Origin of the sequence: Ottowia thiooxydans, from assembly GCF_040548795.1 — a bacterium.
GTDB classification, from domain to species: domain Bacteria; phylum Pseudomonadota; class Gammaproteobacteria; order Burkholderiales; family Burkholderiaceae_C; genus Ottowia; species Ottowia thiooxydans_A.
Genome location: NZ_JBEPSH010000002.1, coordinates 661,198 through 682,047, shown reverse-complemented (window position 1 = coordinate 682,047; position 20,850 = coordinate 661,198). Strand labels below are relative to the sequence as shown.

Here is a 20,850-nt window from a genome sequence, read left to right as displayed (position 1 = left end):
AATGACGTCAACAGCGATGCAGGGAAGAGTCTGGAAGTTCGGAGATCAAGTATCTGGTGACGATGGGATCATCGATTTCTCCGCCGTTCGAGATGGCTTCGGCAAGCCGTTCGACGTTCCTCTCTTGAAGTCGATGTGCTTTAGACGCCTCAACCCCAGGTTCCCTCAAGAGGTCCAGCTTGGGGACATCGTGGTAGCGGGTCAGAATTTTGCTCACCACAACCACATCGAAGTCAGCGCCGCCATCAAGCTCTCAGGCATCGCCGTCGTGGTGGTCGAATCTTGCGAGTCAGGGTTTGTCCGCCGAGCGTTGTCCCAAGGGCTTCCTATTTTGACGGTGCCAGGTATCACGGCGCATGTGGAGGACGGCGACACCATCACTGTGGACCCTGCCACTGGGCGCATTGGGCTGGCGGACGGCAGCGTACTTCAGGCGCAGCAGTTTTCAGATCGCATGCTGGCGATATGGCGTGCCGGTGGCTTGGTCGCTGCCCTGCAGCAGGAGTTTCAGTCGCCAGGCACCAATGGCGAACCGTCGCGATAAGCAATCATTATTTCACCCACGGAGACACCATGAATCAAAAAAAACAGAAGTTCAACTTTGCCAACAAGATTCGGACGTTCATCGGCTTGTTGTGCTGTGCGGCCATGGTCCAGCCCGTCTCCGCATGGGCTGATTACCCGGAGAAAGTAGTGCGGCTAGTGCACCCCTACGCTGGAGGAGGTGCGGGCGATATGCTGACCCGCGAGTTGGCAGAAGGGCTGAAGACGGCATTCAATGGCGCCGCGGTTATCACTGAAAACAAGCCCGGAGCCGGCACCATCGTTGGCACAGTGACGGTGGCCACTGCTCCCCCGGATGGATATAACCTCTTGATGATTGGTCCAGCGACGCATGTCATCATGCCGCTGATCAATCCAAAAATTCCCTACAACGCCAGGAAGGACTTCGAGATCATTGGCATGTGGGGAGTCATTGGCAGCATGATCTCAGTGAACGCTGCGACGCCTGTTCATTCGGTCCGGGAACTGGTTGATTACGCGAAGAAAAATCCGGGAAAACTCAACTATTCCAGTGCTGGCGCGGGCACTGGCCCGCATCTGGGAGGCGAGATGTTCAAGGACCTCACAGGCGCACCGATCACGCACATTCCTTACAAAGGCGCTTCTCCTGCCGTTTTGGCGCTGGTCAGCGGCGAAGTGGAAGTGTCGTTCGTCAACACGCCCCCTCAGGTGCCCTTCGTCAAAAGTGGAAAGATCCGACCTCTGGCGGTGACTACATCCCAGCGTTCACCGTTGCTTCCTGATGTCCCTACAGCTGCCGAGGCGGGTATTCCGGGTTTTCTTTCTGAGTCCTGGTACGGAGTGGCAGCACCCGCCGGTACTCCAGCGGATGTAAGGGCAAAAATCCTTCGCGGTATGCGCGCAGCGGCCACAGATCCAGCCCGCCGCGCGCGACTTGGTGCTGCAGGCATAGAGCTGCGCGTGACGGATGCCAAGGAGCTTATTGACTACATAGACGCTGAAGAGAAACGTCTCAAGCCAGTACTCACACGACTTGATATCAAGATGGAGTAATCATGGGAGAAGCCCAACAAAACGAAACCCGCCAGCGCGTACTGGTGACCGCCAAGAGCGTGGCCAATTGCGATGCAGCGATTGCTCTGATGCGCGATGCGGATATGGACGTCGTAATCATGAACACCCCCACGCCGATAAATGAGGCATGGCTCATGCAACAAGTACGTGACATTGACGCTCTCGTGTTTGCAATGGAGCCCATGGGTGAGAGGGTACTTCAGGCTGCCAATAGATTAAAGCTGATTGCACGGCCCGGGGTGGGGTACGACAACGTCGATATCGACTTCGCCACCAGGCGCGGCATTGTGGTGGCCACGGCGGCGGGAACGAACGACCAAAGTGTGGCGGACTTCACCTTTGCATTGATGCTGGAATCGATGCGAGGAGTGTCTCGCGCCTCTGCTGGTGTGAACCGTGGTGGCTGGGACCGGGTGACTGGAACTGAACTCTGGAAGAAGACGATAGCCGTGATCGGCATGGGTCGGATTGGCAGGGGCGTTGCCAGGCGAGCTCGCGGTTTCGACATGGAAGTATTGGCAGTGGGCCGCACGCCCGACCGTGACTTTGAGCTTGCCCACGGTGTCCACTACTGCTCGCTCCAGGAAGCTCTGGCTAAAGCCGACATTGTGTCGCTTCACGTGCCGCTTACTTCGTTGACGGAAAACCTGATCAATAGGGCTACGCTGGGGCAAATGAAGCGCGGCTCCTACCTTGTGAATACTGCACGAGGTGGATTGATAGATGAGGAGGCGTTGGTAGAAGCTGTTGCCAACGGTCAACTCGCTGGTGCCGCCGTCGATGTGCTTCGTGAGCAGGGCGCTGGGAGCCAAAGTCGCTTGATTGGGGTAGAGGGAATTACGGTAACCCCTCACATGGCGACTTTTACACACGAGTCGATTGAACGCGTAGCGATGTCAGTGGCGGAAAGCGTTATCACGGGCTTGCGCGGAAGTATGCCAAAGCATGTGGTCAATCCAGCTGCATGGCAGCCTCAGCGTGCGGTGTCGGCATCATAAGGGCTGAGCCCGATTCTCGCGACAGCAAGCGCTCCTGAGGGGCGCGCTTTCTCCCGCGCGCACCGGACGGCGCTTAAATGCTATAAGTTTGGAATGCCCACAGCGTCGCTATCTCCTGCCGATTTCATTTCAATTGCGTTGCGCAATCCCATCAATTTACAGCTGCTCCACCGCCTTCGGGATCTGGAAATTCCCCAGTGCTATCTGACGGCTGGCTGTCTATTCCAAGCCGTGTGGAACCTTCATTCGGGCCTTCCCGCGCATTGGGGCGTCAATGACTACGATATCTTTTACTTCGATGACTCAGACTTGAGTGAGGAGGCAGAAGATCGCGTTATCCAGCGTGCTCTCAAGGCCAGTGTTGATTTAGGTGTCAAGGTAGAAGTAAGGAACCAGGCACGGGTGCATCTCTGGTACCAAAGACGGTTCAATGCATCGTATCCACAGTTGCGGCATGCGCGTGAAGGTATCGATCGCTACCTGGTCGCCTGCACCCGTGTAGGGATCAATGTCGCTACGGGCCAGCTGTACGCACCTGATGGCTTGACTGACCTGGCCGCGGGGGTACTGCGCCCCAACCCTCTGTACCGAGATCTGCGGCAGTTTGAAGCCAAGGCGATTAGCTATCAAGAGCGGTGGCCTTGGCTGCGGATTGACCGCTCGCCCCCCTAAGCGCCCTGCACGGAAAGGGATTTTGCGCGGCCTTCACGTCCCAGGTGCCACTGCAAGCCTGCGAAGGCAAGTACCGTAATCGCCTGTACTGCCAGGTAAGCCATGCCCAGTTTGGTGACTCCAGTCATACCGATGGCCAGTGCCAGACAGGCAAGCGCCCATGCCACGTTAGCCCACACGAGAAACTGCAACACCCAGCGCCCCACGCGACCGGCGAAGGCCATCCACAGGAGCAAAGCCACGTAGCCCAGAAGCAGGAAGGCGCTTCCCACCAGAAGCGGCACGGCCAATCCCAACCAGGAACTGAGAAGTTGCGGCAGAGCCAACTGCAGTGCTGCTACCGCGACTCCGGTCACTGCGTCCAGCAAGAGGACGTTTTTAAGGAATGAGTGAATGGCGACATTGGACATATGAACCTCCATGAGTCCAGGCACCGTGCCTGGGTGGGTTCACTTTAAGAAATGAGCCGCCTGCCGTCGATTACCTCAGAGGTCATGTCGCCAAACTGCGCATCATCGCCTCACTGGCTGCATCAGCGGGGTAGAAAAGCTCGATACAAAGTTCCTGCAAGGTCACATCCTGCGGAGTGCCGAAGCTTGTCACCGTGCTGAACATGGAAAGGCTTCCCATGGGCAGATCCAGGTGGCAGGCAATGAGCAGCCCCTGCTCGCTCGGCTCACGGCGAGATGCTGCCTGCATGCCAGGGTACCCCAGTACTTCGGCTTCCAGTGCGATCAATTCCGGGTCCCCGCTGCCTTCCACGGCCAGTCGCAGATTGGCCAGTAGATGAGGTGCCCATTCCTCCAGATTGCGCGTGAAGCGGGCCAAGCCTTCAGGGTGCAGAGAAGCACGGTAGATGTTGATTGCAGGCGTGCGCAGCGACTCGGGTAAGAGGCTCGCCAATGACATGGCGGCCGGATTGGCCAGTACCACGTTCCATTTTCTGTCCAGCACCAGCCCGGGATATGGCTGATGTGCTTGCAGCAAACGCGTCAGCGCGGTGTGTACGGGCTGCATATCCGGTGCGTCCAGGCTTTTCTGTGGGTAGCGGGGTGCGTACCCTGCAGCCATCAGCATGACGTTGCGTTCCCTGAACGGCACATCCAGTTGGCCTGCGATGGAGATCAACACTTCCGGGCTGGGGCGGGAGCGGCCCGTTTCAATAAAGCTTAAATGCCGTGTCGACAGCCCGGCATCAAAAGCCAATTGCATCTGACTGATCCGGCGACGCTTACGCCACTGCTGCACCAGAAGCCCGATCGCAGGATGAGGTGGTGTAAGGACAGTGGAGCTGGTGGAGGTCATGGTCCATTACCTTACCTCAAGGAATGCTCAACGTTGCGCTCGCATGCTCACTTTCAGGATATGCTTGTGGACAGCGTACACAATGAAAATGCCGACTGCCAGCCGTGTTGGCACCCAGGCTTGCTTGAACATCTCGCAGTTCGAGCCAAGCCAACACAGGTGCATGTGTGGCGTTGGCGCTCAACTATGCGAAGGAATGTCATGAGCAAGGTATTCGTCAATATTGGTCTCAGCCTCGATGGCTACATGGCCCCAGAGGGCATGATCATGAGTGATCCTGGATACAAAGGCTGGGGCGCCAAGTGGGGCGCGATGATGGCCTGGATACTCAAGCAGCAGTACTTTCGTGAGAACCTCCTCAAACTAGGACCTGGGGGAGAGACGGGACCGGTCAATGACCTGGTTCGCAGTACTGTTGAGCGCATCGGTGCCAACATCATGGGCAAGCGGATGTTCGATCAGGGTGAAGTCGCCTGGCCGGAAGAGGCTCCGTTTCACACACCGGTCTATGTCTTGACCCATGAAAAACGCAAGCCCTGGGAGCGCCCGGGCGGAACGACTTTCTACTTCGTTAACGATGGGCCTGAGCGTGCCCTCGCGTTGGCTCGCGAAGCCGCAGGCACTCGCGACATCCGTATTGCAGGCGGCGCCGATGTGATCCAGCAATACCTGAGCCTGGATGCGGTGGATGAGTTGGAGATCGCCTTGGCTCCCGTGTTGTTCGGGGGAGGGCGGCGTCTTTTTGAAAACTTGCCGGATTCGTCGCCGCGTTTTCGCATTGACCGAGTACTTGACGGTTCAGACGCGACTCACTTGCGTTACGTGCGCCAACCCCGAGCCCAGGACATCAGCAAGGGTTGAGCCTCTTCGGTCTTGCACTGCCGGTTCAGGTCTCGCCACAGGGGTGCTTCAACCTACCATGCGCTCACGTCCCGCCCAGTAGCGGTCTCGAACGATCTTGCGAGAGATTTTTCCGTTGGGATTGCGGGGCAACTCTTCAACGAATTCAATTGAGCGCGGTTTCTTGAAATCGGCCAGCGCGCTCTTGCAATGATTGATCAGTTCGGCATCGTTTGCGTTCTTACCGGAGCGAAGCACGACCACTGCCTTCACCGACTCACCCCAGATGTCATCCGGTACGCCCACCACGCAAGCTTCATACACGGCGGGGTGCTGATAGAGCGCCTGCTCAATTTCGGTTGGATAGATATTGAACCCACCGGAGATGATCATGTCCTTGCTGCGGTCGACAATGTAGACATAGCCTTCATCATCTACCTTGGCAAGATCGCCCGTCTTGAGCCAGCCTTGCTCATTGAACGCCTGCGCAGTCAGTTCGGGCTCGCCCCAGTAGCCGGCAAAAACATCCGGACCTCTGACCACGATTTCGCCCACGGCATCACCCCTGACCGGATTGCCTTCGGCATCCGCCACGATCAACTGGGACTCTCCAATGGGCCGCCCGCAAGAGGCCAGGCGCGAGGGTACCTCGGCCAATGCACGTGCATGCGATGCGGTGTCGAACAAGATCAAGCCGCCCGTGGTCTCACCACCGCCATAGCCTTGTGACAATACCGGTCCCAGGGTTTCCCAGGCTTCGCGAATGCGTGCGGGCGCCATGGGCGCGCCGCCATAGGCAATCTGCTTGAGGCTGCTGATGTCGTAGTTGCGTACGCCCGGATGCGTCGTCAATTTGTTGAGCATGGTGGGCACCATGAAGGTATAGCTCACCTTCCAGCGCTCAATGGCGGAAAGCAGCAGATCAGGGTCAAACCGATCCTGAATCAGCAGGGTTCCACCCTGATAGAGAAACGGCTGCATGAACATGCCGCTCGCGTGGGTAAGTGGGCCGCTTAAGCCCAGTACGTCGCCAGGGCTCACACGCATGCGATGCATACCCACTTTGCGCAGGTGCGACAGCCTGTTGCCCACGGTCTGCATCGCGGCCTTGAGTTTTCCGGTAGAGCCGGAGGTGTAGTGCAGCACTGCGAGATCATTAGCCTGCATCTCCACGTCCGGGCTGATGTCGCTGGCTTGTTCCAGCAAGGACTCGTATTCGAACCATCCCGCTACCTTTGCACCGCAGGCCACGTAGTGCGGCACTTCCACGCGGTCCATGACGGATTGAACCAACTCTGTGTGTGAATCGCCTACGATGAAAACACGGGGTCCGCCGTTCTCGATCACGTCCACCACCTCGTTAGCGGACAGGCGCGCATTCAGTGGCATCTTGACGAGGCCCGCTTTGTAAAGCGCAATCTCAATCTCCACGATCTGCGGCCTGTTGGTCATCTGGAAAGCCACGCGGTCACCCTTTTTCAGCCCCAGGCCCAGCAGCGCGTTGGCCAAACGACTGGAGCGACGGTCCAGCTGTTGAAAGCTCATGACCTGATCTTGAAAAATCACTGCCGGTTGTTGCGGAAAGTACCGTGCGTTGCGGGTAATGAATCTGCCTTGGTTCATGAAAGTCTCCTGGGATTGCGGTGCTCAGCGTCCTGTGAGCGTCGGATAAAGGCAATGCTAGGAGCGTGCTTCAGCGTCGTTGATAAGCAGATTGCCCGGTTTGATGCCGCCCCGTTATGGCTCGCTTGATTCCGCTGAGTTATCGCCCGGCCACATTGCGCTATCAGCAGGCCGACCTATGCCAACGAAACTTGCAACCGAACCTGCCACGGAGCTTCCTGCGAAGTTCACACTACGACGTACAAGGAGACAACATGAACGAGAAGCCTGGTTTCCTCTTTGCTTTGCCCATCAACCGCAGACGCATGCTTCAGCGCCTGGGTGCGGGTGCCGCCATCGCCGCACCTGTCTGGAGCCATTCAGCAACGCCCTATCCCACGGGCCCTGTGACGCTGGTCGTCCCTTTTTCTGCAGGCGGTCAGTTTGACTCCATTGGCCGCGCAGTCGCATTGGCCATGGCGGCTGATTTGGGCAAGCCCATGATTGTTGAAAACACCGGGGGCGCCGGCGGCACGATCGCTGGGGGCAAGGTGGCCCGGGCCAAGCCGGATGGCCAAACGCTTTTGCTCTACGGCGGTAACCTCGCCACCGCTGGCGATATATATAAAACGCTGGACTACGACCCGCTGAATGACTTCCAGGCCATTTCCCGGCTTAGTCTTGCGCCGCACGTGATCATGGCATCTCCGGCCAGTGGCATCACCTCATTCAAGCAATTGAGAGACAAGCTCAATAGTGGCGCCAAACTCTCGTATGGATCGCCCGGGGTGGGGACGTCCATGCATTTGACCTTCGAGCTTGTCAAACAGCAGATGGGGCTGGACGTTCTGCACGTGCCCTACAAAGGGGGCGCCAATGTCATGACCGATCTGATCGCGGGCAACATTGATCTTGGCATCATCGCCATTGGCCCGGCGCTGAGCTTCATCAAGAACAAGAAAGTTGTTCCGCTGGGACTTACCAGCAAGGCGCGCTCAAAAGTCGCTCCAGAGATCCCGTCTCTGTCCGAATTGGGCGTCACAGATCTTGATACAGGAAGCTGGGCCGGCCTTTCAGCGCCCAAGGCCACGCCCGCCCACATTGTGGAGCGGCTCAACCAGAGTGCACACAGAGCCCTTCAGAGCGCAGATTTGAAGCGCATGTTCGAAGAGCAGGGATTTGTTGCCACGCCGACGACGCCCGCCCAGATGAAGCAGTTCTCAGTTCAGGAAGCCAAGGCCTTCAGTGCGGTCATTCGCAATCTGAAACTTTGAGGGCGGCGGCTATGCCAGCAACTCTTGGGCCCGCCCGCTCAGTACTTCAATGTAGCGCTGCACCAGCGGCGAGAGATAGGCGCCCTTGCGGGTTATCACGCCAATACGGCGTGACCAGCAGGCATCACTCAAGTCCAGTGCCACCAGGCCACGGCTTGCGCTGGAGCGCAATGATTGTTTGCTTATCAAGCCAAGCAAGTCGGTGCGCCGCAAGATGGAAGGTGCCAGCGTCATCGAGGTGTCGGTTTGAAACACCACATCAGGCGGGGGCAACCCCATGTCGGCAAAGCGCGTTTCTATCCTGCGCCGAGCCATGACCTGAGGCCCCGGAAGTGCCCACTGCTGCGCGGCCAGGTCCGCAAGCTTCAAGTTCTGCTTGGTCAGCAGCGGGTGATGCTCGCGCAAAACCACCCGCAGTTCATCGTCAAACAGAACTTGATAGTGCAGGTCGTCAGGCTCAACGTCATCTACAGCGTTCACCGTGATGTCCAGATCACCCAGCCTCAAGGAGCTTAACAAGGTGTCATTCAAACCGATGGTCACGCGCGCCTTGGCGCCAGGTCTTTGCTTGAGCAACTGCACAAAAGCCTCCGTCACCAGGCTATCAGCAAATGGTGGGGACACGCCGACGCGGATGGTGCCAATGGCGCCCAGGTGCAAATCTTCGGCTTGCTGTACCGCCTCATCAAGGTCCATACACACATGCTTGGCGCGTTCAAAGAAGACTTCGCCCACCGTGGTCAATGTCATGCCTTTGGAAGTGCGTTCAAACAGCTGCAACCCCAGGCTGGCCTCCAGGCGCTGCACGCCTTTGGTCAGCGCGGGTTGCGTCACGCCCAGGCGCTGCGCCGCACGGCCTACATGCCCATGTTCAGCCACCGCCACAAAGTAGCGCAAGTCATCAATTCTCATCGCCACTCCCGAACCGAGTAAACATCATGAACGCCTCTGTATCGACCCACCAAGACATTTCAGCCACGAATGCCAGTGAGCCGTTTGAATCACTTCGTGCCCGATTGAACGACTATCTTAAATCCGAGCTGGTTCCGCTCGAAAAACGACTGGGGCTGGGTTTCAAGGACCGATTCGATCGCAGTCTCATCCGCTCGATCTGGCAACGTTGTCGCGAATTGGGCTTCTACGGTGTTCAACTCCCTGTCTCGCTGGGTGGGCGCGGCCTGAGCATAGAGCAGCACTGCCTGCTCAAAGACGACGCCGCAGCATCCGGCGCCATCTTGTTCCCCCACGTACTGGGAGACTGGGGCGGCCCCTCCCGCATCGGCTCCTTGGTGAAATACCTGACCCCTCACCAGAGAGCTGAATACCTGGAACCAGTGGTCAACGGCGAAAAGGGCATCTGCTTTGCCATGACGGAGCCCCAATCCGGTTCTGACGCTGCCAGCATTCAGACCCGGGCGGTACGCGACGGCGATCACTACGTCATCAACGGCAGGAAACACTTCATCACCGCCTCGACATTTGCGGATGCGGCCATCCTGATGTGCGTGACAGACCCAGCAGCAGGCGCCAAAGGCATTTCCGCCATTTTCGTGGATCTGGACGCCCCCGGCGTTCGTCTTGACTACGATTGTGTGCCCATGAGCGGCCAGTTTGTGGATGCTGACATCATCTTTGAAAACGTGCGTGTGCCGGTTCAAAACGTCATCGGCCAAGAGGGCCAAGGCTTTCATATCGCCATGAACCGCATCAACACCAACCGCCTGTTGCATTGCCCCACCATGCTGGGGCTGGCGCGCCAGACCTATGCGCTTTCATTAGACTACGCACAGCAACGCAAGCAGTTTGGCGGGTCCATCAGCCGGTTTCAGGCCATTCAGCATATGTTGGCGGATATGGCCACCAGCCTGTACGCTTGCGAGCACATGATCCTGGCGACCGCGCGCAAGGTGGATCAAGGTCACGACATTCGTACCGAAGCGTCCATGTGCAAGCTCTTCGTGTCGGAGCGCTGTTTTGAGGTGGCCGACAAAGCTGTCCAGATACATGGCAACGTCGGCGTAACGCAAGACCACCCTGTGGAGTTCATCTTCCGTCGATTGCGCATGTACCGTATCGTCACGGGTACCAGTGAGATCCAACGCAATACCATCGCCAAAGGGATATTGGCGATGGAAGGTGGCCAAGCCTGAAAGCAGAAATAAGGCCTTCAATCAACAAGGCTGAGCGTGACGACGAACGCCGGCTTAGTTGGGCCAGGCGAAGTACACACCGCCCTCATATTGCCAATCAGGGTAGGTGGCGCGTACGAAGTCAGCTTCCGCTTTGATGAGCGTATAGAAATGAACACCATTCTTCAGGTGAAAGAATCTATACATCTGATCAGCGTTATTGCCAGCCTGGGGCTGCGCATACCAGGTGGGCCCTTCGTATTGAAACTGAGGGTAGGTGTCCAGAACAAAATCACGTTCTGCCGCGCTGATTGAGTAGAAGTGTGCGCCCGTTTTGATATTGAAGAATCGATAGACAGGTGCAAGGCCTGGACCAGCTTGAGCGGCGGCCTTGAATTTCGGGCCCTCATAGTTGAATACAGGGTAGTTGGAAATTACGAAGTCGCGTTCCAAAACGCTGTTCGTGTAGAAATGGGCACCTGTCCTGGGATTGAAAAATCGAAATACTGAGGTGAGGTTTCCGCTAGGTGGCGTAGTGCTAGGTCCAAGCCATTGTTTCAGGGCAGCTTGATAGGCAAGGTCAAAGCGCCCGTATTGGCTGTTTCGGATTGCGCCGCAGGTGTTCACGCTTCCCGAACTCAATTGACCAATGACATACCGATTGCCATTGTTCTCGGAAAACAGCGGGCTCCCGCTGCTGCCGCCCTCGGTAGCTCCGGCGCTCCAGCGCACTTGCATGAATTTTCCCGCTGACGCTGTAGACGCAGTGCACAACACGCTTAGTTCGACCCGATTGCAACTGAGGAAGTTGTTCAATATTCCTGTGGAGATCTTCTGGAGGTCGCCTCTGGGGTGGTGTATTCCGGTCACAGAGGTTGGGGGCCGGGGAGTGTTGGAGTCCCAGCCCGCGAAAACCACCCCAGCGGGCGGTGACGAATTCAGACGCAAGAAGGAAGTGTCTGTTGCAGCGCTGGCGTAAAGAAGCGTTGCGCCACCCCGCACATAACGCACGTTCGAGTCGACCGAAGTTGAATCGCAAGAACTTGACTTGTAGAACCAGGCCGTCTCCAAGGTCGATGCGACAGCCTGGGTTGAAATGCAATGCTGAGCGGTTAGAAAGTAGGGGGTTCCCGTGTCGTTCCAATCTGCCATGAGGGTGCCGGTGCAACTGTAGGCATCATCATTTTCCACGTAGATCATGCGAGCGACCGATCTGGCGGTAGTGTCAAAAGCTGGACTGCAGGTGGCATCTCGATGGCAGCTCGCAGCGGTGGCCTTTGTGATGTCGAGTTCCTCGTCCGCGTTCTCGGGCAGGATCCATAAATGAACAAGCTGCGGAGCGGACAGCACCAAAGCGGAACGCGGGATGTCCGCAGGAAGCTCTATTTCAAGCGTAGTACGCGCTCCTCTCGTGGTGGGAAGCCAATATAGGCGCGCTTGCGTTTCCGGCAGGCCGGCATTGAGGTTGTTCTGGACGGTTTGCGCGAGTACGGAGCTATCTAACTCCACCGCGAGATCTTGTTGCGAGCCGGATACGCGCAACACACTGCGCATCGGCAGCATGTGTATCTGCAGGCCAAGCCGCAAGCCATGCGCAGCGGGCGATTCAAAACTGATACTCGCAGTCTGTTTGCCGTCAATGCCGACGTGCCAGCTCAGCCTGGAATGGAAGTCCTGGGCTTGTAGCGTGGCCTCTACATTCCGAACGGAGCCGATCTGCAAGGCACCTTCTTTCTTGGATGTGGATTCCGTTTTTTCAAATGGACCAAGGAGCACGACTGGCGAATCGACCACAGCGGACTTAGGCCGCATCACTTCACGGATCTGCTCTAACCGCGCATCTGCAGTTGCGGTTTTTGTGAGGTTGGCAGACTCCTTGAGTGCGCCAACGAATTCCTGACCCTCGCCGTCTCCGCCGCATCCAAGAATCGATCCCACCATGAGGGCAAGGAAAAGGAAACCGGCGTTACGCACCAAGCGTGAGCCATGCTCCAATTTTGATGTTGCCTTCCCAGTCATGAAATGCCCTTGTTGCATAGCTTCCTCGCGGTCTTGTTACTTAGCCGTCCTCTAGAAGGTTTTATAACACGCTGTAGCATTTTGTAAATCGGAAGAATTGAGGACACTCAACTTAATGCCGTGCGTTTGATCACGGGACGCGGACTCAGTTGGGCTCGCGTGATACACACCGCCCCTAGCCCAAGCTTTACCAAAGATGAGACAGCTGCGGAACAGACAGAACCATTGCCGAACGCGGGGTCTGCGCAGGCAGGTCTATTTCCAGCGTGACACGAGCTCCTTTGAGGATCGGCAACCAATACAGACGCGCTACCTGGTCTGGAACCGCGGCATTGAGGTTGAGCTGGACGATCTGCGCTATGACGGAACTGTCAATTTCCACTGCCTCTTCATCTTCCGAGCCGAATACGCGAAACACGCTGTCCATAGGCAAGAGGCCAATCTGTAGCCCAAGGCGAATACCTCGCGCAGGAGGTGACTCAAAACTGATGCTTGCGGTCTGCTTTCCGTCAACTGCCACCCGCCACTTCAGCCTGGCAAAAAAATCGTCAGGCTGCGCGGTCGCCTCGACCTCCCGAACGGTCCCGATCTTCATGGGGCCCCAGTTCGAAGAAGGCTCTTGTACGTACTGAAAGGTATCCAGTCGCACGACGGTTGAGTCAACGACGGCAGCTTTAGGCCGCATGACTTCACGTAATTGTTGCGGGCGGGAGTCTTCGGAGACTACCGCTACCAACTCCGTAGTAGATAGGGGGGCGGAAGAGGCCACCGGCTCGTGGGAATCTCTATCACCACCGCACCCCAGAATCGTTCCAAGTACCAGGGCCTGAATAGACCAGGCCAGGGTTCTGACAACACGTGCAGCCCCTGCGGTTTCACAGTAGCCTGAGTCAAGCTGATTGGTGAGTATCCTGAAACGAATATTGGAACCGCGCGGTTGCCGCGGGGGCAAGAGGGAACGACTTGTAAGTGAATTCATCCATGATGAGTAACAGCGAAGTCGTCCCGGTTCCATGGATGCTCCAGATCGCAAGGCGATCGTGTGCCGCGTATCTATCGGCGATGCGCGTGGACCGAGCCATCCTCACGCCATAACGCACAGTTATCAGAACTTCTTATTCGATTATTGAGTGTGACGACCGATAGGCATCCAATAGCATGCATGGCTCGGCGACCGTCAAGTTGCCACTGCACGTTTCCACGTTGAAAGGATTCCGGACCATGGCTCTCTCACTTCGTCGTCGACTGCTTATGCAGTCTGCGGCCGCCTCCGTGTTTTGTCCCGTGTTGCCGGGGTTTGGGCAGGCACCGGTCTGGCCCAACCGCATAGTGCGTTTCGTCTCGCAGTCCGGGGCCGGTGATCCGGTGGACCTGCGCATGCGGGATTTCATGCTGGGTTTGGCGCCTTTGTTGGGAGGTGCGACGCTGGTTCCCGACAACAAACCCGGTGCGGGTGGGGTGCTTGCCCACCAGTCAGTCCTTAACGCACCGGCAGACGGTAACAGTGTGCTGCTGGGCAATGCATCGATGACCATCCTGCCAAGTTTCAACCGGAAGCTACCCTACAGCCCCCAGAATGACCTGGTGCCCGTGGCCATTCAAGGTCTGTCTCCGATCGGGCTGGCCATACCCGCTTCGCGCCCTGAGAAGACACTGAAGGAATGGCTGCAGTATGCGCGTCGGCAGAGTGGTCAACTGAACTACAGCTCGGTGGGCAACGGCTCACCATCGCACCTGTACGGATTTCAGCTGGCGGATGACATGGGCTTTCAGGCCACGCATATTCCCTTCAAGGGCGGCAATCCCGGCTTGCTTGCCATGCTGGCAGGCGATGTGCAGTACGGCATGTACGACACCTTCACATTGCGCCCGCTATTGACGAAGAACAGCTTGCGGGTATTGGCTGTTACAGGCGATGAACGCAGCAAGTTCCTGCCTGACGTGCCTACTTTCAAGGAATTGGGCCACGCGGGTTATGAGCGCATGGGTTGGACAGGGTATTTCTTCAAAGCCGGAACCGCGCAGAGCATCGTCGACAGACTCGCGCAGTCGATCAACCAACTCAACGGGACACCGGAGTGGGCGAAAAAGCGGGAGGACTTATGGTCATCTTGGCGCGCCATGAGTCCCGCCGTCATGGCGCGGCAGGTGAAGTCCGATACCGAGGCCTGGGCAGCGATTGTGCAGAAGACAGGCGTGTACGCGGACTGACACCAAGGCAGCCTGGTCGTCCCACGAACGCGGCGCCCGGAAAAAAATGATACGGAGATAACCGAAATGAATGCTGATGCTTCTTCCGCTGCTTATGCCGCAGCCGTCATGCAGGGCTTCCCGCCCGCACCCGAAGCCCGCATCTCTGCGCAAAACTGGCATGAGCCTGCTTTCCTGCGCTGGAGCTTGATGAACCGCTCCATGCAAGTGCCCAGTGTGCAGATCTGGCGCGGCGACGGCCCGACAAGCCCGCTGCCCGAGGTTCCGCAGGAACTTGATGCGCTGCCGGTGCCGGGGTTGGATGGCACGTCGGCTCCGCTGCAGCAGGTGCTTGCGAGCCTGGAGGTGGATGCCTTTTTGGTGCTGCACCGGGGCCGCATCGTCTACGAGCGCTACTTCCACAACATGTTGCCCCGCACCTTGCACGGTACCGCTTCGGTCAGCAAGTCTTTCATGGCCGTGTTGTGCGGGATCTTGCAGGGGCAGAAAGTGCTGGATTTCGGGGCCGAGGCGCAGTATTACGTGCCCGAGTTGCGTGGGACTGCCATGGGGGACGCAAGCTTGCAGCAGTTGCTGGACATGCAGGCGGGCATCCAACGTTCTTTGATTGCTGGACGTGATACCAGCATGGGCCAGCAGGACGGGGGCGTCTACGAGATCCTGGGTCTTTTGCCTCTGCAGCCCGATTCCGCGGCCGATTTCTACGAGTTCGTGCTGCGCAAGCCGCCCGCTGGCCAGCACGGACGGCAGTTCTACTACGACAACGGCACCGTGGAGGCCCTGGCCTGGGTGGTGCGCCGGGCCACCGGGCGCGCCATCGCCGACCTGTATTCAGAGTACATCTTCGCTCCCTTGGGCGCTCAGCGCGATGCCTTCATCACTGTGGATCGGCTGGGTGCCGAATTCACAGCGGGCGGTCTGGCGACAACATTGCGCGACATGGCGCGGTTCGGCGAAATGCTGCGCCACAATGGCTATTGGAATGGTCGGCAGATCGTGCCCGAAGCTTTTGTAGCGGATACGCGGCGTGGCGGCGACCGTGCCTTGTTTGCCGCCTCGCCGCGCCATGCGCTCATGCCTACGGGGTCTTATCGCAACTGTTTCTTCAACATGCACGATGACATGCAGGGCTACACTGCATCAGGGCGGTATGGCCAGCGAATCTACGTGTCACCGCGCGCCGAACTGGTGGTGGCGCAGTTCAGCTCGGCCGGCGGAGCGCCACCGCCGCATCCCTTTGATGGCCCTACCGTGCTGCTGCAACATGCCCTTGCGGCACACTTCGCCGCTTGATGACGCTGACAGCAGCCGAGGTGCTTGCGCGCCGGTGATGAACTGACGGGACAGCATCGCGCGCGGATGTCACGGACGTCGCGCACCGTCCGTTCCGGTTGCGTGGTTTCGGGCGCGACGTGCAAGCGATCCACCGAACATCACCACGATCAGGGCTACCAGCACAAACGCAATTCCGGCCCATTGCCAAGTTGTGATGCGTTCACCCAGCAAGCCCATGCCAGCGGCCAACCCTACAACCGGTACTCCCAAGCTGAAAGGCGCGACGCGGTTGGCTGGGTGGCGCTTGAACAGGCCGGTCCACATGGCATACGCGAGAATCGTCGCTATCCAACCGAGGTAGGCCGCGCCGAGCCAGGCGCCCGGGCTGGCGTGCAGCCACTGCCAGCGCAGAGCCGGCGGATCGAAGAGGAGGCTTAGCGCAACGAACGGCATGATAGGTACGATGCTGCTCCACACTACGAAACCTAGAGCGTCATAGTCAGGATGCGCTTGCTGTGCTTTGCGCGTGATCACGTTGGCAGTCCCCCACATTGCCGCGGCGCTTAGGTTAAGCAGCAAGCCGAGCAGCGTGGTGCCTCCAGAAGCCGTTCCACCGGTTGAAAAGTTCAGCGCGAAGCAAGCCAGGCCGACGGCTGCCAACGCGAGGCCGACGCGCAATGGACCTGAGATGCGTTCGTGCAGCAACACGACGCCAAGCAGCGTGGTGAAGAACAACTGCGTCTGCATCACCACTGAAGCCATCGCGGCAGTCATGCCCGCCTGCAGTGCGACGAACAGGAGGCCGAACTGGCCCACCCCCTGCGCCAATCCGTAATACAGCAGCCAGCGCCAGGGTAACTGTGGCCGCTTGACGAGAAACACCAGCGGCAGCGCCGCAAACACATAGCGTATCGCGCCGAGCTGGAACGGCGTGAAGTCTCTCAGCGACAGCTTCATAGCCACAAAATTGAGGCCCCAGATGATCACAACACCCAACGCCGCGGTCAGATCACGGCCCTGCAACGGGCTCTGAGTCGGAGATGCCGAGCTCACAGCACTTCGCCCCGAAGTTCGTACCAATGGCACAGCACACTCTGGCCGAAGGGGTGCAAGCGTGCAGTCCTGACCGGCAATAATCGAATCCGCAATTTTGATTTTCCTTGGTTATGAAAACTGGTCGTGCACTGGATGCCTCACCTGCTTGGCTGTTGTCCATCGTCATCAGACGGTATAAGTCGGTTCCGTAGTATGAGCGGGGGAATTCATGTCACGGGTGGTGCCCACGGCAATCTGATCCGGGTTTCAAGGCCGGGGTTGCCATGCTGCCAGCGAATTTCCCCATGATGGAGCCGAACGATCGCTTTGACACTGGCCAGTCCCAGGCCATGCCCGGGCAGTTGTTGATGCTGCGGATCGCGCACAAAGTGCTCAGCCAAGCGGTGCAGCATACCCTCTGAAACACCGTTGCCGAAATCGCGCAAGCTCAGTTGCACCACGTCGGCTTGCACGTCCAGGCGGATGTCGAGGCGTTGCTGTGACTCGCTCGAATCACTCACGCCATATTTCAGGAAATTGTCGAACAGGTTTGAAAGGGCGTTGGCGAGCATGTGGGTGTCACCTCGCACATGGCACCCGGGCTTGGCGTTCAGGTGCAGGCTGACCTCCCTGTCCTTGAACAGCGGCTCGTAATACTCCAGAACCTCCTGCAAGACTTCCTTCAGATCCAGCCGCAAGAAATCTTGCTGACCCACCCCAGCTTCCACTTCCGCCAACAGCAACATCTTGGTGAACAGGCGCTGTAGCTGATCAAGCTCTGTCTGCGCTTTCTCCAGGAGGGCGGGCCTGAGAGCCTCGGCCGAATGCATGGCCGCATGGACGTGATGCAAGGTGCGGTTCAGGGGGGTGCGCAGATTGTGAGCCACCATGTGAGACACATGGCGAATGCCATGCACCAATTGCTCCAGCTGCTCCAGCATCTGATTGATGTCTTCCTCGAGCAGGGTGAACTCGTCGCTCTTTCGATTCATGGGGATTCGAAAACGCAAGTTACCCTGGCCCGCGTGCCGTATGGCCCTGCGTATGTCGCTCGCGCGCTTATCCATGAGCCTGCGAAAAGCCAGAGCCCCGAGCAAGGACAACACCACCGCCAGACCTATGGCGAATCCCGTGGCCTTCATGTAGTGGTGCCGGATTTCGACGAGTGCCTGTGCGTCTCCACCTGCAATCAAGAATCGGTCTTGCCCCAGGTCATGAATTTGCACCCGGCCAATGAAGCGTCGGCTTTCCTGCTCGAATGGCAAGTCCTGCAAATCCGTAGTGGGCTGGAGGTGCGTGAGGTCCGCTACCGCATTACCGGCCCAAACGCTGCCTTGACGGCTTTGGTAGATGATGATTTCATCCTGACTGTCTATGCCGTCACTGACCAGGCGCTGAATTTCATCCGTCAGCCCTTTTTCGCCCCGCTGGTTGTACACATTCAACAGCCACTTGCCGCTGCGCAAGGCGTAGTCGTCAAGCCGCTGGCTGACCGTGCCCACAATCTCCACGTAATACACAGACAAGGTGCCCGCGAGGATGCTGACCACCACGGCGCTGAAGCAAAGCGCCATGCGAAATGAACTTGATTGCCATGTCAGGGAGCCAAACCAGGGCATTTTGGCGAGGCCGCTCAAGCCGTGGGGGCATCAATGCGATACCCCACACCCCTGATGGTACGAATCAAGGAAGGGCTATTTTTGTTGTCGATCTTTTGGCGCAAATGGCTGATATGCACATCGATGATATTGGTTTCGGGTTGGAAGTCATATTCCCACACATTTTCCAATACCATGGCCCGGGTCACGGCCTGCCCCGCGTGCTTGAGCAAGTAGCCCAATAGTTTGAATTCGCGAGGATTTAACAGAATCTTTTCACCCGCCCGATGCACTGAATGCGAAAGCAGATCTACCCGCAAATCCCCCAATTGCAAAACATGATCACTGGGCGACGGCGCTTGCCCTATGCGGCGGATTAAGGCTTCCAGCCGCGCTTCTAATTCACCTATGAAAAATGGCTTTGGTAGATAGTCGTCCGCGCCAGCCTTCAGACAAAGTATGCGTTGATCGGTCTGGCCCAGGGCGCTCACTATGATGACGGGCGTTGCATTAGCCAGGGCTCGGAGCGCCTTCAGAATGTCTATTCCGTCGACCTCCATGGGCAGCATTCGATCCAGAATAATGCAATCCCAGCTGCGCGAAAGAGCCATGTGCAAGCCGGCATTGGCGTCAGTGGCATGGGTAATTTTGTAGGTCTTATTGCATAGGTTGCTGAATATATATTCAGCAATAGCAAGGTCGTCCTCAACCAATAGAATATTTTTCATTCAATTAAATAAGAAAACCCCATGATGTCAATAACCATGGGGTCTATCTTAACAACTCATATCGCGAGCTGAGTGTGTGTTTTACGTATTGACCGGCGCACGTACGAGAACAGTGCCCAGGCCAGCATGGCCATCGTCAAATACAACAGCGTGGCGCTGATGGGGCGCTGGAAGAACACCATGGCATCGCCGCGTGAGAGCAGCAGGGCTCTGCGCAAATTCTCTTCCACCATCGGCCCCAGGATGTAGCCCAAGAGCAGCGGGGCGGCTTCAAAGCGCAGCAGCACGAAGAGATATCCCAGAGCGCCTAGACCCGCCACCATGTAGACATCGAAAACGTTGTTGTTCACGCTGTAGACGCCCAAGGCCACAAAGACGAGGATCGCAGGGTACAGCCATGTAAATGGAATGCGCAGCAACGACACCCAGATCCCAATCGTCGGAATATTCAGCAGCACCAGCATGATGTTGCCGATGGCGAAGCTGACCACCAGGCCCCAGAACATTTCGGGCTGCTCATTAATGAACATGGGCCCGGGCGTAATGCCGTGGATGATCAAAGCGCCCAGCATGATGGCCATGACGGCGTCGCCTGGTATACCGAGCGACAGAGAAGGCACAAAGGCCGTCTGAGCTGCTGCATTGTTGGCAGACTCTGGCGCCGAAATGCCTTGCACCGCGCCTTTGCCGAATTGGCCAGGGTCTTTGGCCACACGCTTTTCGATGGCGTACGACATGAAAGATGCAATCGAGGGTCCTACACCCGGCAGTGCGCCCAGCGCTGATCCCAGGGCTGAACCACGCGCCATGGCTGGATAGGAGAGCCTCATTTCTTGCTTGGTCGGAATCATGGAGCGCAAGGTGACTTTGCCCACTCTGTGCGATTCCTGTGCGCGAATGTTGCGTATGACTTCTGATACACCGAACAGGCCCATGGCCAGAGCCACTAGGTTAATGCCGTCCGTCAGTTCAGGGACATCGAAGCTGTAGCGGGCCACGCCCGAATTCACGTCTGTGCCCACCATGCCCATCAAAACACCCATCACTACCATGGCCAGCCCCTTGATGGGTGAGCCCGTACCCATTGACGAAGCGGCTACAAGCCCCATCACCATCATGGCGAACATCTCGTAGGGACCAAACTTCAGTCCCACCTCGGCAATGGCCGGAGAGAACAGCACCAGCAGGATCAGACCTGACATGGCCCCCGCGAGAGACGCAATCGTGGTGATGAACAGGGCCACGCCTGCTTTTCCGTTTTTGGTCATCGGGTACCCGTCCAGACAGGTTACCGCGGACGCCGGCCCTCCGGGCAAGTTCATCAAGATGGAGGCCGTCGATCCTCCGTATTGGGCGCCGTAGTAAACGCCGGCGAGCATCACGATAGCCGCCGTGGGCGACATGTGATACGTCATGGGTAGCAGCAAAGATATCGCGGCGAGGGCTCCTATGCCAGGTAGAACTCCGACCGCAGTACCTAGAAATACACCAAAAAAGCAGTACCAGAGGATGGTCGGGTCCGAAGCAACCTGAAATCCCAACAACAGATTGTTTAATAGTTCCAT

19 protein-coding genes are annotated in these 20,850 nt (G+C 57.7%); 9 read left to right on the top strand and 10 right to left on the bottom strand.

Annotated features, from left to right (window positions below; all coding sequences use genetic code 11):
- Position 1 precedes the first annotated feature (1 nt).
- The 4 genes from ABIE13_RS06715 to ABIE13_RS06700 all read left to right on the top strand — a co-directional run bounded on the left by ABIE13_RS06715 (position 2) and on the right by ABIE13_RS06700 (position 3,269).
- Positions 2-544 (top strand): hypothetical protein, encoded by a 543-nt coding sequence (locus ABIE13_RS06715; protein ID WP_354442262.1) that lies wholly within the window; start codon positions 2-4, stop codon positions 542-544.
- Positions 545-573: 29 nt separating this feature from the next.
- Positions 574-1,578, top strand: coding sequence for a Bug family tripartite tricarboxylate transporter substrate binding protein (locus ABIE13_RS06710; RefSeq protein WP_354442261.1), 1,005 nt, complete (start codon positions 574-576; stop codon positions 1,576-1,578).
- Positions 1,579-1,580: 2 nt separating this feature from the next.
- Positions 1,581-2,597, top strand: a complete 1,017-nt coding sequence (locus tag ABIE13_RS06705; RefSeq protein WP_354442260.1) for a phosphoglycerate dehydrogenase — start codon at positions 1,581-1,583, stop codon at positions 2,595-2,597.
- Positions 2,598-2,690: 93 nt separating this feature from the next.
- Entirely contained in the window at positions 2,691-3,269 is a 579-nt protein-coding gene (locus tag ABIE13_RS06700) for a nucleotidyltransferase family protein (protein ID WP_354442258.1), read from the top strand.
- On the opposite strand, the gene ABIE13_RS06695 is transcribed toward ABIE13_RS06700, so the two are convergent.
- Positions 3,266-3,679, bottom strand: a complete 414-nt coding sequence (locus ABIE13_RS06695; protein ID WP_354442256.1) for a hypothetical protein — start codon at positions 3,677-3,679, stop codon at positions 3,266-3,268. The two genes, ABIE13_RS06700 and ABIE13_RS06695, sit on opposite strands and share 4 nt — an antisense overlap.
- Positions 3,680-3,761: 82 nt before the next feature.
- Positions 3,762-4,574 carry a helix-turn-helix domain-containing protein gene (locus ABIE13_RS06690; protein WP_354442254.1) on the bottom strand — a complete coding sequence of 271 codons (813 nt, stop codon included), beginning with the start codon at positions 4,572-4,574 and terminating at the stop codon, positions 3,762-3,764.
- A gap of 201 nt (positions 4,575-4,775) precedes the next feature.
- Between ABIE13_RS06690 and ABIE13_RS06685 the strand changes: the two genes are divergently transcribed.
- Complete coding sequence (locus ABIE13_RS06685) at positions 4,776-5,435, top strand: dihydrofolate reductase family protein (protein ID WP_354442252.1); 660 nt, start codon at positions 4,776-4,778, stop codon at positions 5,433-5,435.
- Between the two features lie 48 nt (positions 5,436-5,483).
- On the opposite strand, the gene ABIE13_RS06680 is transcribed toward ABIE13_RS06685, so the two are convergent.
- Positions 5,484-7,037: an AMP-binding protein gene (locus ABIE13_RS06680; protein WP_354442250.1), complete on the bottom strand. Its 1,554-nt coding sequence runs from the start codon at positions 7,035-7,037 to the stop codon at positions 5,484-5,486.
- 254 nt (positions 7,038-7,291) lie between these two features.
- Between ABIE13_RS06680 and ABIE13_RS06675 the strand changes: the two genes are divergently transcribed.
- On the top strand, positions 7,292-8,290 hold the full coding sequence (locus tag ABIE13_RS06675; RefSeq protein ID WP_354442248.1) for a Bug family tripartite tricarboxylate transporter substrate binding protein: 999 nt from the start codon (positions 7,292-7,294) through the stop codon (positions 8,288-8,290).
- 9 nt (positions 8,291-8,299) lie between these two features.
- Here the strand turns inward: ABIE13_RS06675 and ABIE13_RS06670 are convergent, their stop codons facing one another.
- Positions 8,300-9,202 (bottom strand): LysR family transcriptional regulator, encoded by a 903-nt coding sequence (locus tag ABIE13_RS06670; RefSeq protein WP_354442246.1) that lies wholly within the window; start codon positions 9,200-9,202, stop codon positions 8,300-8,302.
- A 26-nt stretch (positions 9,203-9,228) separates the two neighbouring features.
- Here ABIE13_RS06670 and ABIE13_RS06665 point away from each other — a divergent pair, with 26 nt between their 5' ends.
- The gene (locus tag ABIE13_RS06665; protein WP_354442244.1) at positions 9,229-10,440 is read left to right on the top strand and encodes an acyl-CoA dehydrogenase family protein; all 1,212 of its coding nucleotides are present in this window, start codon (positions 9,229-9,231) and stop codon (positions 10,438-10,440) included.
- Positions 10,441-10,494: 54 nt separating this feature from the next.
- On the opposite strand, the gene ABIE13_RS06660 is transcribed toward ABIE13_RS06665, so the two are convergent.
- Both ABIE13_RS06660 and ABIE13_RS06655 read right to left on the bottom strand, forming a co-directional pair.
- Positions 10,495-12,438, bottom strand: coding sequence for a trypsin-like peptidase domain-containing protein (locus ABIE13_RS06660; protein WP_354442243.1), 1,944 nt, complete (start codon positions 12,436-12,438; stop codon positions 10,495-10,497).
- 187 nt (positions 12,439-12,625) lie between these two features.
- Positions 12,626-13,123 carry a hypothetical protein gene (locus tag ABIE13_RS06655; RefSeq protein WP_354442241.1) on the bottom strand — a complete coding sequence of 166 codons (498 nt, stop codon included), beginning with the start codon at positions 13,121-13,123 and terminating at the stop codon, positions 12,626-12,628.
- Between the two features lie 536 nt (positions 13,124-13,659).
- On the opposite strand from ABIE13_RS06655, the gene ABIE13_RS06650 reads away from it, so the two are divergent.
- Together ABIE13_RS06650 and ABIE13_RS06645 are read left to right on the top strand one after the other, a co-directional pair.
- Positions 13,660-14,649 carry a Bug family tripartite tricarboxylate transporter substrate binding protein gene (locus tag ABIE13_RS06650; protein WP_354442239.1) on the top strand — a complete coding sequence of 330 codons (990 nt, stop codon included), beginning with the start codon at positions 13,660-13,662 and terminating at the stop codon, positions 14,647-14,649.
- Positions 14,650-14,715: 66 nt separating this feature from the next.
- Positions 14,716-15,942, top strand: a complete 1,227-nt coding sequence (locus ABIE13_RS06645) for a serine hydrolase domain-containing protein (protein ID WP_354442237.1) — start codon at positions 14,716-14,718, stop codon at positions 15,940-15,942.
- A gap of 69 nt (positions 15,943-16,011) precedes the next feature.
- Here the strand turns inward: ABIE13_RS06645 and ABIE13_RS06640 are convergent, their stop codons facing one another.
- The 4 genes from ABIE13_RS06640 to ABIE13_RS06625 all read right to left on the bottom strand — a co-directional run bounded on the left by ABIE13_RS06640 (position 16,012) and on the right by ABIE13_RS06625 (position 20,850).
- On the bottom strand, positions 16,012-16,977 hold the full coding sequence (locus ABIE13_RS06640; RefSeq protein ID WP_354442235.1) for an EamA family transporter: 966 nt from the start codon (positions 16,975-16,977) through the stop codon (positions 16,012-16,014).
- 209 nt (positions 16,978-17,186) lie between these two features.
- On the bottom strand, positions 17,187-18,533 hold the full coding sequence (locus tag ABIE13_RS06635) for a sensor histidine kinase (protein WP_354442233.1): 1,347 nt from the start codon (positions 18,531-18,533) through the stop codon (positions 17,187-17,189).
- Positions 18,534-18,592: 59 nt separating this feature from the next.
- Entirely contained in the window at positions 18,593-19,285 is a 693-nt protein-coding gene (locus ABIE13_RS06630; protein WP_354442231.1) for a response regulator transcription factor, read from the bottom strand.
- Positions 19,286-19,341: 56 nt separating this feature from the next.
- Positions 19,342-20,850, bottom strand: a complete 1,509-nt coding sequence (locus ABIE13_RS06625) for a tripartite tricarboxylate transporter permease (RefSeq protein ID WP_354442229.1) — start codon at positions 20,848-20,850, stop codon at positions 19,342-19,344.

Bases quoted from the DNA above. Each gene is read 5' to 3' on its own strand.
- ABIE13_RS06715 (WP_354442262.1), top strand. From the start codon at position 2: ATGACGTCAACAGCGATGCAGGGAAGAGTCTGGAAGTTCGGAGATCAA.
- ABIE13_RS06710 (WP_354442261.1), top strand. From the start codon at position 574: ATGAATCAAAAAAAACAGAAGTTCAACTTTGCCAACAAGATTCGGACG.
- ABIE13_RS06705 (WP_354442260.1), top strand. From the start codon at position 1,581: ATGGGAGAAGCCCAACAAAACGAAACCCGCCAGCGCGTACTGGTGACC.
- ABIE13_RS06700 (WP_354442258.1), top strand. From the start codon at position 2,691: ATGCCCACAGCGTCGCTATCTCCTGCCGATTTCATTTCAATTGCGTTG.
- ABIE13_RS06695 (WP_354442256.1), bottom strand. From the start codon at position 3,679: ATGTCCAATGTCGCCATTCACTCATTCCTTAAAAACGTCCTCTTGCTG.
- ABIE13_RS06690 (WP_354442254.1), bottom strand. From the start codon at position 4,574: ATGACCTCCACCAGCTCCACTGTCCTTACACCACCTCATCCTGCGATC.
- ABIE13_RS06685 (WP_354442252.1), top strand. From the start codon at position 4,776: ATGAGCAAGGTATTCGTCAATATTGGTCTCAGCCTCGATGGCTACATG.
- ABIE13_RS06680 (WP_354442250.1), bottom strand. From the start codon at position 7,037: ATGAACCAAGGCAGATTCATTACCCGCAACGCACGGTACTTTCCGCAA.
- ABIE13_RS06675 (WP_354442248.1), top strand. From the start codon at position 7,292: ATGAACGAGAAGCCTGGTTTCCTCTTTGCTTTGCCCATCAACCGCAGA.
- ABIE13_RS06670 (WP_354442246.1), bottom strand. From the start codon at position 9,202: ATGAGAATTGATGACTTGCGCTACTTTGTGGCGGTGGCTGAACATGGG.
- ABIE13_RS06665 (WP_354442244.1), top strand. From the start codon at position 9,229: ATGAACGCCTCTGTATCGACCCACCAAGACATTTCAGCCACGAATGCC.
- ABIE13_RS06660 (WP_354442243.1), bottom strand. From the start codon at position 12,438: ATGACTGGGAAGGCAACATCAAAATTGGAGCATGGCTCACGCTTGGTG.
- ABIE13_RS06655 (WP_354442241.1), bottom strand. From the start codon at position 13,123: ATGCGGCCTAAAGCTGCCGTCGTTGACTCAACCGTCGTGCGACTGGAT.
- ABIE13_RS06650 (WP_354442239.1), top strand. From the start codon at position 13,660: ATGGCTCTCTCACTTCGTCGTCGACTGCTTATGCAGTCTGCGGCCGCC.
- ABIE13_RS06645 (WP_354442237.1), top strand. From the start codon at position 14,716: ATGAATGCTGATGCTTCTTCCGCTGCTTATGCCGCAGCCGTCATGCAG.
- ABIE13_RS06635 (WP_354442233.1), bottom strand. From the start codon at position 18,533: ATGGCGCTTTGCTTCAGCGCCGTGGTGGTCAGCATCCTCGCGGGCACC.
- ABIE13_RS06630 (WP_354442231.1), bottom strand. From the start codon at position 19,285: ATGAAAAATATTCTATTGGTTGAGGACGACCTTGCTATTGCTGAATAT.
- ABIE13_RS06625 (WP_354442229.1), bottom strand. From the start codon at position 20,850: ATGGAACTATTAAACAATCTGTTGTTGGGATTTCAGGTTGCTTCGGAC.